Raw genomic sequence first — 13,281 nt, 5'->3', positions numbered from 1 at the left:
TGCCCCCATGCTCAACTCCGACATTCGTGACCACGCCTACCAGTTTTTCATTGAAGAAGCACCGGAATTGCTCAGTGTGATTGAAATGGGGCTGTTGGAGTTGCGGGGAGAGAGGACACCAGCCCAGATCCATGGCATTATGCGGGCGGCCCATTCCATTAAGGGCGGGGCGGCCAGTGTGCAACTACCGGCCATTGAAGAATTAGCTCACCGGCTGGAGGACATTTTCAAGGCGCTCTATAGCGATGCGGTGGTGGTGGATGACAGGTTGGAAGGAATGCTCTTGGAAGGGTTCGATTATCTTAAACAAGCCCTCACCACCCAGATTGAAACGGGGCAGTTGGAGCATACTGAAGTTTTGGTGCAGGGGTTGCCGGTGATTGCGGCCATTGAGGAGCAGTTGGGGGAACATCTGGCGGCGGGGGAACAGTTTCTGCCCAGCTCTGCTGACTTGGGGGTGGACATTGTGGCATCCCTGTTTGAGGTGGACGTTGCCCAAGGGTTGGCAGAGATTGGCGAGGCGTTGGCTGGGGATGACGAAGAAAGGTTGCGGGGAACCCTGGCGGCCCAGACGGAAATTTTTGCCGGGCTGGCGGAGATTCTCAATTTGCCTGGATTTAAGGAAATTACAGATCTGGTGGCGCAGGGCTTGGATAATCCTGGGTTATCTGTCGGGGAATTAGCATTAGTGGCGGTGGAAAATTGGCAACATAGCTGTGGCCAGGTGCTGGAAAAAGGCGATCGCCAACGGGGAGGAGAACCGAGTGAAGCGCTGTTGGCATTGGTGCGGGGGCAAGGGGAACGGGATTTAGCCGCCATAGCGGGGTTGGAGGAAGTGTTTGGCGGTGGGGAAGTGGGGGAAGAATTTTGGGGTATGGACTTTCCGGAGCTGGGGGACATTCCTACGGCCATTAGCACAGCGGAGGAAAATGTCTTTGCGGCATGGGAGGAAACACCGACGGAGATGACATTCCAGCCAGGGGAAGGGGACATTCCCGCTAGCGATCGCCAGCCCAGCCTGGGGCCAGAACGGGTGAATCTAGAAGAACCGGCCTATCGATTTTTCATTGAAGAAGCGCCAACACTGCTACAAGAAATCGAAACGGGGTTGTTGACCATTGGTCAAGACCGCTCAGCGGCGGTGGTCCATGGCATTATGCGGGCGGCCCATTCCCTCAAGGGGGGAGCGGCCAGTGTGGGGTTGGAAACAATTAAACATATTGCCCACCGACTAGAGGACATTTTCAAGGCGCTCTATAGCGAAGAGGTAGTCCTAGACCAAACGATGGAAACCCTGTTATTGCAAGGGTTTGACTGTCTGCGGAACCCCTTGGAGCAACAAATCGACCAGGGGTACTATGATCCAGAAACGGCCTGGCAGAGCGCCCAGGGGCCGATCCTAAATCTAGAGCAACGGTTGGGAGTCCATCTGGCAGCGGGGGAACAGTTTCTACCCAGCTCTGCTGATTTGGGGGTAGATGTGGTGGCGTCCATATTCGAGGTGGACATTGCCGGGGGCATGGCGGCGGTGACAGAAGCTCGGCAACGGGGCCCGGAAGCCCTGCGGGAAGCCCTGACCAGTCAAACGGAAATTTTCCTGGGGCTAGCGGAAATTTTGAATTTGCCAGGGTTCCAGGGGATTTGTGCGGCGGTGCATCAGGCCCTGGAAGCCAACCCAGAACAAGTCTCTACTATTGCTAATCAGGCTTTGGCAGACTGGCAAGTTGCTACTCAGCAAGTGTTGGAAAATGGCGATCGCCAACGGGGAGGGGAAGCAAGTACCGAACTTTTGGCCCTGGGTCAAAGGCTTGCTGCTCCGGCAGAATCCCGGCCCCAACCAACTTCGGCTCCGGCTCGAGTCCTGGGGGATCTATTTTTTGGTGATGACGAAGATGAGCTAGAGGAAGAACCTTCTCCCCCCACTACACCAATGACTGGGTCATGGCAATCTCAGCCCGAGCAGCAAGTGTCCCCAATCCTAGAACAAACCACCGTAGAGGCTGAAACGGTGGAATCGCCTCCTTCCCTGGAGGATGTTTTTGGCGGGTTGACCGCCGATGAACTGGGGAAAGAATCCCTTTCTCCCGTGGCTGAGGTGGATTTTGTCGATGCTTCCCTAGAAACGTTATCTCTGGTGCAGGCGGTAGAGGAAGCCTTTGATTCCTTGCCCCCCTTAGCAACGACCCCAGCGACCATTCCCCAGGCTGAAGTAGAGGCAGTGGCAGCTCCGGCTCCTCCCGTGGAACGCACCCATGAACGGCGGGCCATGCCCAGGGAGCAAAATCCAGCTAATCTTTCCATCCGGGTGGATTTTCAACGGTTGGAGCGGATGAATAATTGGGTGGGGGAATTGGCCATTAATCGCAATAGCCTGTCTTTACAAAATCAGCAATTGCAAACGGCTGTGGGAGCCCTGGGGCAACGTTTTGGCACCTTCCAGACCATGGCGCTGAAACTGAGGCAGTTGGCGGACCAGTTGGCAATCCGGCCGGAGGGGGAAGCGATGTTGCGGGCCCAGCCAAGGTCCCAGGGATGGCTAGAGCATAACTTCGATGCCCTGGAAATGGATTCCTATGGCACCCTATCGGCCCAGTTGCAGGAAATTTTGGAAGAAATGATGCAGTTGGAGGAGGCCGTGGATGATGTGGTGCTATTTTCCAGGGCGGCCAATCAAACAGTGGATGCCCAAAAGCAGATGCTATTTTCCCTGCGGGATGAGCTGATGTGGGCCCGGATGTTGCCCCTGGGGGAAATTTTGCAACGTTTTCCCCGGCTGCTCAGGGATATGGCTAGTAAGTTTAATAAGCCGGTGCAGATTAAGCTCCATGGCACGGGGGTGTTGGTGGATCGTTTGGCGTTGGAAAAACTGTATGACCCCTTGCTCCATCTACTCCGTAATGCATTTGACCATGGTATTGAGGATGAGGGGACCCGGTTGGCCATGGGGAAACCGGCCATGGGGACCATTGAGGTCCATGCCTATCACCAAGGCAATCAGACCATCATTGAAATGCGGGATGATGGAGGCGGGCTGAACCGGGAAAAGATTCTGCGGCGGGCGGTGGAACGGGGTCTGGTTACTGAGGAGCAGGGGCAACGGTTAACAACGGAGCAGATTGATAATTTGATTTTTGAGCCCAACTTTTCTACGGCGGACCAGGTGAGCGAGCTGTCGGGCCGGGGTGTGGGGCTGGATGTGGTGCGGCAACAGTTGCAGGCGCTGAAGGGAACCATTGTGGTGTCTTCTCGCCCTGGGCGGGGGACGGTGTTTTCCTTGCGGTTACCCCTGACCCTCACCATTGCTAAGTTGCTGGTGTGTTTGGTGGGGCAAAACCAGGGGGCTCCAACGGCGATCGCCATTCCTTCTGATAGTGTCGCGGAGTTGATGGTACCGACGGCGACACAGATCAAAACCAGTGGGGGACAACGCTTTCTCCATTGGCAAGAGTTGACTATCCCGATTTATTCCTTGACCCAATTACTGCCCTATCACTGTCCTTTGTCGGAGCAACAAACTAGTAAGTTGTTGACCACGGTACCCCAACCAGATAATTGGCATTTACCCCTGGTGCTACTGCGGCTCGGTCAGCAATATTACGCTCTGGAAGTGAACCGTTTGGTGACGGAACAGGAATTGGTAATTAAACCCTTTTCGTCTCTGCTACCGGCCCCTTCCTACCTTTATGGGGCTACTATCCTGGCAGATGGCACCCTGATCCCGGTGGTGAATGGGGCGTTGCTGTTGGAATGGCACTGGCAAAAGGGAACAGACAATTTGGCCATGGCCGATGGAGGGGTGGAACCTCTTCCCACTCCAGGGCGGAGGGCCAAAACGATTTTGGTGGTGGATGATTCGGCGGCCCTACGGCGTACCCTGGCTTTCACCCTGGAAAGGTCTGGTTACCGGGTGATGCAGGCTAAGGATGGGCAGGAGGCCCTGAAGACACTGGCCCAAGCCGGGGAGGTGGATTTGATTATTTGTGATGTGGAAATGCCTAACCTTAATGGCTTTGAGTTCCTTGGGCAACGGCGACGCAATCCAGATCTACTCAAAATTCCCGTGGCCATGCTCACTTCCCGGGGCAGTGAAAAACACCGACAGTTAGCCAAGACCTTGGGGGCCAACGCCTATTTCACCAAGCCCTATATTGAGCAACAGTTCCTCGGAGCAGTGCAAGAGCTTCTGGCCACTGGCCTGTTATCGGTCAGCAGTTAATTAACAGTTATCATTTTCCTTTTTCCCCAATATGGCGCTTCATTCTTCCTCTGTTGATGCCTCTGTTCAGGTCGGTCAGCCCTCGGTTCGACCGGAAAAGTTTCTCCTTTTTGCTGTGGGAAAACTTAACTTGGCCCTACCCATTGCCCTAGTGGTAAAAATTTTGCCCCATGGCCCTGCCCATGGCAGTGGTCTGTCAGCCACCGGATTGGTGAACTTAGAAAATCGTTCTGTCACCATGGTGGACCTATATCGCCGCTTTTTTGGGGTGCCCCAGCCCCCGACGACGTCAACGAAACAGTATTTCATTTTGACTAAAAATCGGAGTGGGGAAGAATTTTGTCTCTTGGTTAATAATGCCCCCACGTTGCTGGATGTGTTGCCCCGACAAATTCGTCAATTGCCCGATTCTTATCGCCAAAATGACACTCTCCAATCGGCCAGCCATGTGATGGTGGTGGAAGAAAAGTCGGAAAAGTTGACGGTGTTTTTGCTCGACCCCGATCTTCTGCTGTGAATTGGGACAGCGATCGCCAAGGAAGTTGAGGAATACCCTGAATCTGTTTCAAAATAATGGGTTGTAAGCCTGGGAACCGGCAATACTCACTCCACGGTGAAGCTTGTGCACACTGGAGAACTACCTAGGGGGTAATGGCTTGTAGGTAGGGCGCAATATAATTTTTCCCCCGCAGGACAAAATGGGGTGTAAGTAGAGGACTGAATTCTTGTTCCACTAGATCTTGGGCTTGGTTGAGGCGATCGCCGCCATAGGCAATGAATTGGGCGGTGGAATAGGCGTAATATTCTTGTTTGGCAGTTTGATTATTTTGTTTGAAAGCTTGGCGATAAAGCTGGGTTGTCTGCTCGATTAATTGTTCGATCGCCGGGGTGAAAGCAATAATTTTGCCACTGGGACAGGCAATTTTTTTAACTTTAATAAAACCAATTACCGTTTGCATACATTCCCTGGTTTGTTCCACCGATAAACAATGTTCGTCTTGGCGACGGAAAGCCCACTGCAAACAGCCATTAGAGACTTCCAGTACCCGCAAAACTGCTAAGTTGTCTAATTCTTCAGGGGCGATCGCCGCTAATCCGGGCAAATGTTGTTCAATTTGTTGCTGAAAGCCAGCAACATCTTCGGCAAAATAGGGCTGTAACTCAGAGATTGCGGCCAGGGCCTGCCAGTTAACATAGGTCATCGGAACATTTGGGACGAAGATTGGGGGCATTCTAACAGAACTGGGAGAAAACATTGATTAATTGCAGGCGTTAAAATCGTCGCCATGGTACCCTGTGACATTCCTCAACAGCAATTATAGTAATTTGTAAAACTTATGAGCTATTCATCAAAATACATTTTACTAATTAGTGTCCATGGTTTAATTCGGGGAGAAAACCTTGAGTTGGGCAGAGATGCCGACACCGGCGGGCAAACCAAATATGTGCTGGAACTGGCCCGGGCCTTGGTAAAAAATCCCCAGGTGGCCAGGGTGGATTTGCTGACCCGTTTAATTAAAGATCCCAAAGTAGATGCAGATTATGCCCAGCCTAGAGAACTCATTGGCGATCGGGCCCAGATTGTTCGCATTGAGTGCGGCCCGGAGGAATATATTGCCAAGGAAATGCTCTGGGACTATTTGGATAATTTTGCTGACCATGCCCTGGACTATCTCAAAGAACAGCCCGAACTGCCCGATGTCATCCATAGCCATTACGCCGATGCGGGTTACGTGGGCACCAGACTTTCTCACCAATTGGGTATTCCTTTGGTGCACACCGGACATTCCCTGGGTCGTAGTAAGCGCACCCGTCTCCTGCTCAGTGGGATTAAAGCCGACGAAATTGAAAGCCGTTACAATATGGCCCGCCGGATTAACGCGGAGGAAGAAACCCTAGGATCAGCGGCGAGGGTGATTACCAGTACCCATCAGGAAATCGCAGAACAGTACGCCCAATACGACTATTACCAGCCAGACCAGATGTTGGTTATTCCCCCCGGCACTGATTTAGAAAAGTTTTATCCCCCCAAAGGGAACGAGTGGGAAACGCCCATTGTTCAAGAGTTGCAACGATTTCTACGGCATCCCCGTAAGCCTATTATCCTCGCTTTGTCCCGACCGGATCCCCGCAAAAATATCCATAAATTAATTGCAGCCTATGGCCAGTCCCCGCAGTTACAGGCCCAGGCCAATTTGGTCATTGTGGCGGGCAATCGGGATGACATCACGGATCTAGACCAGGGGCCGAGGGAAGTACTGACGGATTTACTGTTGACCATTGACCGTTACGATCTCTACGGCAAAGTGGCTTACCCCAAACAGAATCAGGCGGAGGATGTGTATGCTTTGTTTCGCCTCACTGCTTTATCCCAGGGAGTATTTATCAATCCGGCTTTGACGGAACCCTTTGGTTTAACTTTGATTGAAGCGGCGGCCTGTGGTGTGCCCATTGTGGCCACGGAGGATGGGGGCCCGGTGGATATTATCAAAAATTGTCAGAATGGCTATCTAATTAATCCCCTCGATGAAGTGGATATTGCGGATAAATTGCTCAAAGTACTAAACGACAAACAACAATGGCAATTCCTTTCTGAAAGTGGTCTAGAGGGAGTTAAGCGCCATTATTCTTGGCCTTCCCACGTTGAAAGTTATTTAGAAGCCATCAACGCTCTGACCCAACAGACTTCAGTGCTGAAACGTAGTGATTTAAAGCGGCGGCGGACTTTGTACTATAACGGTGCCCTGGTTACTAGTTTGGACCAAAATTTACTGGGGGCATTACAGGGGGGATTACCGGGCGATCGCCAGACGTTGGACGAATTACTGGAAGTGCTGTATCAACATCGAAAAAATGTCGGCTTTTGCATTGCCACTGGGAGAAGATTGGATTCGGTGCTGAAAATTTTGCGGGAGTATCGCATTCCCCAACCGGATATGTTGATCACCAGCATGGGCACGGAAATTTATTCTTCCCCGGATTTGATCCCCGACCAGAGTTGGCGCAATCACATTGATTATTTGTGGAACCGTAACGCCATTGTGCGTATTTTGGGGGAATTACCCGGTTTAGCCCTCCAACCCAAGGAAGAACTGAGCGCCTATAAAATTAGCTATTTCTACGATGCGGCGATCGCCCCTAACCTAGAAGAAATTCGGCAACTGTTGCATAAAGGGGAACAAACCGTAAATACCATCATTTCCTTTGGTCAATTTTTGGATATTCTGCCCATCCGAGCTTCCAAAGGCTATGCTGTGCGTTGGTTGAGCCAACAGTGGAATATTCCCCTGGAGCACGTTTTCACCGCCGGAGGATCGGGAGCCGACGAAGATATGATGCGGGGTAACACCCTTTCCGTCGTCGTGGCTAACCGTCACCATGAGGAACTTTCTAATCTAGGGGAGATCGAACCGATTTATTTTTCCGAAAAACGTTACGCCGCCGGTATTCTGGACGGTCTGGCCCATTACCGCTTCTTTGAGTTGTTAGACCCCGTTTAACCAGCCGAAATCATCGAGAACAGTTAAAAATAGCTTAAAAATGGCTATCTACCTCAAACTTCGGTAATCCCTGGCGATAGCTTTTTAATTCCCCACTCCGGGGGCCATAAACTCCTTCAATCTGTTCTTCACAGCAATGGCTAGCAAATTCGTCGAACTCCGCCGGAGCAATGCCAAACATCCGGGCAAAGTTATCTGGTTTCACCCGGCAAAAACTGGGCCTATCTTCGTAAATCTGGCAGAGGCGATCGCCGTGGTTGTAATTAACGCACCAACCGTCTGCCCCCACTAGGCTGTGGTAGAGGGTTAACTCCTCCGGGGCGAGATACTCGGCCAACTCCGGCCGGTCTTCTGGGGTGAGATTACAACAAGCGCCACATCCCTGCATGCAATACCAAGTTGCCATGGCCGGTCTCCTTCTTCACATAACTTTATGTATTTTTATGACGGCAAGTCCAGGGGACGAAACCAACCCAGCTATTATAGACATTGGTTTTATTATCCTTGCTTACGTTGAGTCTAGCCAGCAGTTTTTAACAGGAGAAATTATGGAATTATTAGCCGCACTCAATTTAGAACCTATTTTTCAGTTGACTTTTTTGGGCCTGATTGTTCTTGCTGGGCCGGCGGTGGTGTTTGTGCTAGCCTTCCGAGGCGGCGATCTATAGACTATGCCAGCCTGACCTATTGTGGCGAGAAACCTTCCTGTGGGGAGGTTTTTTTATGTCCCATAACAACAACATAGCTAAAATGGAGGCAGGGACAATCATTTGGGAATATGCCAAGCAAATACCCGAATCTCTCAACTTCCCGAATTAACAGAATCTACCAATCCATCCTAGGGCGCCGACAAGCCGATGTTCACCACCACTTCCTTTCCTGACTTTGATAGTGCGGCCCAGGCAACATTGACCTATTTACATCAACGAATGGGGCTATCCCTGTGGATGATCACCCGCACCGAGGTAGATAACTGGATCGTACTCCAGGCTCAGGACAATGGTTACGGAGTTAAGCGAGGGGATGTGTTCCATTGGCCCGATTCCTTTTGCTCCCGCATGGTGAGGGGAGAAGGACCCCATATTGCTCCCCAATCGAACTTGGTGGAAGCCTACCGCAATGCCCCCATCGCCCAGCAGGTGGACATCGGAGCCTATGTGGGGGTGCCCATCACCTATGGTAACGGTTCCCTATTTGGTACCCTTTGTGCCATTGATCCCGAAATTCAGCCCGATAGTTTGGTGGACGAGTTGCCCTTGGTGGAGCTCATCGCCCAACTGCTGAGTACTATCCTAGATTTTTTTCTCAAAGCGGAAATAGCTTCCCGGCGGGAAGAGTATCAACAACTTCTGAAGGAACGGGATGGAACTACTGGTTTTTATAGCCTTTCGGGCTGGGAAAAGTTGTTAGCCAGTGAGGAAATTCGCTGTCAGAAATTTGGCTTTCCGGTCAGTGTCATTATTGTTGAGGTGGAAGCAGCGGAGCCCAAAGGGGAAGAGCCTATTAACGACTTAATCTTGCAACGGGCTGCCAAGATCATTAAAACCGTTTGTCGCCAGGATGACTTCTGTGCCCGCATTGGGGAAAGGGAATTTGCCATTCTTTGTATTGAGTGCCATATTAGCCAAGCAGATTTTATTCGGGAAAGGTTAGCCCTAGGCTTTGAGCAGGGAAAGATTACGGCGGATATAGGTATTGGGGAGCGTTCCCCCGAAAAAGGACTCCTCGATGCAATGGAAACGGCAAAATCAGCAGCCCATGAACAGAAAAAATTTAGGGTCAAGACGGAAGGTTAAAGTTCTTTTTCCGACTTTGCCTTGCCCTTGGCCATGGTCGATTAATTTGGAAAATGTGTTGGTTAAGGTGACATTATCGATGGGTCCGAGGCAAGTCTAACATCTAGGCGATCGCCGCGATTCACTCAATCGGGTGAGTGGAGGGCCCTAAATTTTGGTTTAGAATCGTAGATACAGTGAGGTTAAGAAATAAGCAGAACTCGACGCGATTTCCTCCTCACACACGAAAATCTGATTACCGTCCTCCGGGGCGGTTTTTTTCTGGGAAGAGGGCAAAATGGGAAAGGTGTTTTCCTGTGAGTATTGCCCAGTATGGCCGCCGATTCATCCTCTCCTCCGGTTAGTTCCCCTTCATCCACTTCCCCTTCTAGTAACCCAGGACGATTGTTGGGGCTATTGACGGCCTTACTCTATGGGCTATTCACCCTGTTACCTAATGGCCATAGCTTGATGGTGGGTTGGCCCTGGGTCTTTGTTTGGCAGACCTGGTTTTGGTTAACTGCGCTGTGGTGTTTGTGGCAAATCGGACAAAATAAACGCTTAATTTCCCTCGGATTAGGGTTCGACTGGTTAATGGTGGCGTTGGCGATCGCCGCAATGCTAAGTGTGGTAGGGGCGGAATTTCCCCAGCAGGCCCGTTGGTATGGCTGGATATTTTGCGCTTTTCTAGCCGGTTTATACGGCCTAAGAAGTTGGCTAAAAGTTCAAACCAACCCCCTGGTAAGCATTAACAAGTTATTGACTTTTCAAGGCTATGTGGGTTTTGCCTTTATTGTCATTAGTCTTTTGCTGTGGTTTACCCAAACCCTCATTCCTTTTTGGCAATCAGCGGCGATCGCCAGGGAAATGGGCATTACTAAAACTTTTACTTTTGGGATACTGGAATTGCAAAATTGGGCTCCCATTGGCCACCAAAACTATGTGGCGGGTTACCTAGTGTTAATTTTGCCTTTGCTGAGTGTTTTAATTTGGCTCAATGAAGGAAAAAAACGTTGGTTTTGGAGCGTTGCCTTATCGCTGGGATTAATTGATTTTTATACCACCAGTTCCCGGGGGGGACTATTAGGTTTAGCTACTTTATTGTTACTAGTTATTATCGGTATTGGTCTGCTCCGTCAATTGCCCTGGCGATGGTGGTTAGGCCTAGGCACTTTGGCGATCGCCGTGGTGGGAATTTTTATTTGTACAAATGACCGTTTGCTTACTAGCTTCACCGGCATTATGGGAGGGCAAGGGGCGGGACAGTTTGCCTATCGTTTAATTAATTTTGAAATTGGTTGGCGCATGGGGTCAGCCCATCCTTGGACTGGTATTGGTTTGGGTAATGTACCCCTACAATATCAACTCTATCGACCGGTATGGGCCGGGCGGGAATCGGAATTTATTTACCAGCTTCATTCCACCCCCGCCCAATTATTTGCGGAATTGGGAGTTTGGGGCATATTAATTCCCTCACTATTAATCATTGGTTTAATTTGGCAATTAATTCGCAGTTTAATCAAACAAAATATAGTTAACACTAAAGGTAATGATGTTGATTCAAACGTAGTAAAAATTCTTATTTGGACCCTCACCAGTGCATTGTTAGCCTACGGAGTAACTAGTTTAACTGACTATCAATTGGACAATGTTTGCATTAGCGGCGTTATTGTTATTTATTTTGCCTGTTTACTACAGCTTTACTCTGCTGATCCAGTAATACCAAAATCCAGTCGTTTTGCTCGGCCAGTGTTTTTTGCTGGCATTGCTTTCCTGCTGGCGATCGCCGTTTGGCTATTTCCCATTTTGCGGGCTTGGCAACTGTCAGAAATAGCGTTCCGGGCTTTAGAAGCAGAAAATGTACCAGCTTTCACCGATTACCTTTCCCAAGCGGAAAATCTTGCTCCCTGGGAAGCCTATTACCCCACCCAGTTGGGTTGGAATTTGGGCAACATTGCTTTGACCACGGCAGATCCAGAACAACGGCAGGAATTGGTAACCAAGGCGATCGCCGCTTTTGAGAGGAGTGTGGAAGCGTCTCCCCACCAGGAATTTACCCATAACAATTTGGGGTGGTTGACCCTGGGGCAAAATCCCAGCCAAGCGAGTCAAGCTTTTGCCACCGCCAGTCAGTTGGTGCCGGCCAAACGGGGGGTATTCTTTGGCCTAGGGCTGAGTCTATTGGTACAACAAAAGTTAGACCTGGCCATTGACGCTTTTAGCCTGGAATGTTTGCGGGATCCTTTGTTTATTACTAATCCAGTGTGGCGCGATCCTAATTTTGCTCGACTTTATCCGCCTTTGATTGAAAAAATACAGTCAACCCTCAACCAACTGCGGCAGGAAAACCAAGATGATGCCAATTTTCAGACCCTTTTGGGAAAAATCCAGGGAGGAATTTATTGGTGGTTGGGACAATTTACCCGGGCGGAAGCAGAGTTAACCAAAGTTGGCGATCGCCAAAGTCAGGCTTTACTGGCATTGAGCAAAGATCCAGAGCGTATTGAAGAATATCTCCCTGCTTTGCCCGATCTGGCGGCCAAATTGGTACAAGCTTGGCAAAATCCAGCCCAGGCCCAAGAGTTAATCAATCAAGCTTGGCTCCAGGTTAATGGAACGCCTATGCCAGAACCTTTACTGCAGCAAACCCTCCGTTCTCTGCAGGAAGCGCCGGATTTTTACCTTTGGCTGAGGGATTACGCTCCCATACTCCAGTACCGTCGCCAGAGGTTAGGCTTTGGGGTTAATCTGCGCCACATTGATGGCCCCAACCCCAGCGATTTTTATCAAGTGACGGAAAATCTTCCCCTGGTAACTTGGTTCCCGTTTATGTTGCCTTCCCCCATCCTCGCTCCGGAGTTGGACAATGAACTGCAACCTTTACGGACAGAACTCTGGCAGGCGATCGCCAAAATCTAAAAAAATCTCAAGATGAAATAAATGAAACTAGCTTGGTTTTGGCTACTGATCCTAGTGGGTTTATTGACTGCGTGTGGAGTTTCTTCGTTTAACCAATTGTTCCCCAGTTCAGAAACTTTCGTTGTCCCAACAAAAGAGTCCATTACCCTAACTGTGTCGGCGGCGGCCAGCCTGCAGGATGCACTGGAAACCTTAGACCCACGGTTTGAATCGACCCATCCCAACATTGAAGTGAATTACAACTTTGCCGCTTCTGGCACACTGCAACAGCAAATTGAGCAGGGAGCTAGGGTTGATCTGTTTATTTCCGCTGCGTCTAAACAAATGGATGGGTTGCAAGCAAAAAGTTTAATCATTAACGATACCCGTCGCAATTTACTCAGTAATAGTTTGGTGTTGGTTGTGCCCCAGGATTCCGCCCTACAAATTAGCAAATTTCAGCAACTCACTGACCCCGCCGTTAAGCGTATTTCCTTGGGGGAACCCCGCAGTGTTCCCGCTGGGCAGTATGCAGAGGAAGTTTTTGAAAATCTAGACATTTTGGCCCAGTTACAATCCAAGTTTGTTTACGGTAATTCGGTACGAAATGTTTTAGGTTCCGTGGAAAGCGCCAATGCCGATGCTGGGATAGTTTACGCCACCGATACCCAAATTTCCGATCAAGTAAAAACTGTGGTTAAAGCCCCGGCTAATTTGCATGCCCCCATTGTTTATCCGATCGCCGTGATAGCGGCCAGTCCCCAGTCAGAAGCAGCCCGCACCTATGGCCAATTTCTCGCTAGTGAAGAAGCCCAGAAGGTTTTCAGTCAATATGGTTTTGGCCCGGGTGAATAATCAGCCATTGCCGTAAACTGCCTTAACTGTTCGACAT

Annotated in this window: 9 protein-coding genes; 7 read left to right on the top strand and 2 right to left on the bottom strand. The window is 50.2% G+C overall.

The features are described 5' to 3' along the window. Positions 1–7 precede the first annotated feature (7 nt). Together SYNPCCP_RS14645 and SYNPCCP_RS14640 are read left to right on the top strand one after the other, a co-directional pair. Complete coding sequence (locus SYNPCCP_RS14645; protein WP_010874009.1) at positions 8–4,216, top strand: Hpt domain-containing protein; 4,209 nt, start codon at positions 8–10, stop codon at positions 4,214–4,216. A gap of 31 nt (positions 4,217–4,247) precedes the next feature. Next, positions 4,248–4,733 carry a CheW domain-containing protein gene (locus tag SYNPCCP_RS14640; protein ID WP_010874008.1) on the top strand — a complete coding sequence of 162 codons (486 nt, stop codon included), beginning with the start codon at positions 4,248–4,250 and terminating at the stop codon, positions 4,731–4,733. Between the two features lie 124 nt (positions 4,734–4,857). Here the strand turns inward: SYNPCCP_RS14640 and SYNPCCP_RS14635 are convergent, their stop codons facing one another. Then, positions 4,858–5,418 (bottom strand): hypothetical protein, encoded by a 561-nt coding sequence (locus SYNPCCP_RS14635; RefSeq protein WP_020861982.1) that lies wholly within the window; start codon positions 5,416–5,418, stop codon positions 4,858–4,860. 135 nt (positions 5,419–5,553) lie between these two features. Between SYNPCCP_RS14635 and SYNPCCP_RS14630 the strand changes: the two genes are divergently transcribed. Further along, the gene (locus tag SYNPCCP_RS14630; protein WP_010874006.1) at positions 5,554–7,716 is read left to right on the top strand and encodes an HAD-IIB family hydrolase; all 2,163 of its coding nucleotides are present in this window, start codon (positions 5,554–5,556) and stop codon (positions 7,714–7,716) included. A 34-nt stretch (positions 7,717–7,750) separates the two neighbouring features. On the opposite strand, the gene SYNPCCP_RS14625 is transcribed toward SYNPCCP_RS14630, so the two are convergent. Continuing rightward, complete coding sequence (locus SYNPCCP_RS14625) at positions 7,751–8,122, bottom strand: YkgJ family cysteine cluster protein (protein WP_010874005.1); 372 nt, start codon at positions 8,120–8,122, stop codon at positions 7,751–7,753. A gap of 142 nt (positions 8,123–8,264) precedes the next feature. Between SYNPCCP_RS14625 and psb30 the strand changes: the two genes are divergently transcribed. The 4 genes from psb30 (at position 8,265) to modA (ending at position 13,244) form a co-directional block, all read left to right on the top strand. Then, entirely contained in the window at positions 8,265–8,384 is a 120-nt protein-coding gene (gene psb30 / locus SYNPCCP_RS17080; protein WP_071822675.1) for a photosystem II reaction center protein Ycf12/Psb30, read from the top strand. 189 nt (positions 8,385–8,573) lie between these two features. Then, positions 8,574–9,512 (top strand): GAF domain-containing protein, encoded by a 939-nt coding sequence (locus SYNPCCP_RS14615; RefSeq protein WP_010874003.1) that lies wholly within the window; start codon positions 8,574–8,576, stop codon positions 9,510–9,512. A 312-nt stretch (positions 9,513–9,824) separates the two neighbouring features. After that, a complete protein-coding gene (locus SYNPCCP_RS14610) occupies positions 9,825–12,410 on the top strand; it encodes an O-antigen ligase family protein (RefSeq protein WP_010874002.1) in 2,586 nt (861 codons plus the stop codon). A gap of 21 nt (positions 12,411–12,431) precedes the next feature. Continuing rightward, positions 12,432–13,244, top strand: a complete 813-nt coding sequence (modA, locus tag SYNPCCP_RS14605) for a molybdate ABC transporter substrate-binding protein (protein WP_010874001.1) — start codon at positions 12,432–12,434, stop codon at positions 13,242–13,244. Positions 13,245–13,281: the final 37 nt, after the last annotated feature.

The organism is Synechocystis sp. PCC 6803 substr. PCC-P (assembly GCF_000284455.1).
Taxonomy (GTDB): Bacteria; Cyanobacteriota; Cyanobacteriia; order Cyanobacteriales; family Microcystaceae; genus Synechocystis.
The sequence above is the reverse complement of the archived record's forward strand: the minus strand, read 5'-3'. Positions and strand labels throughout refer to the sequence as shown.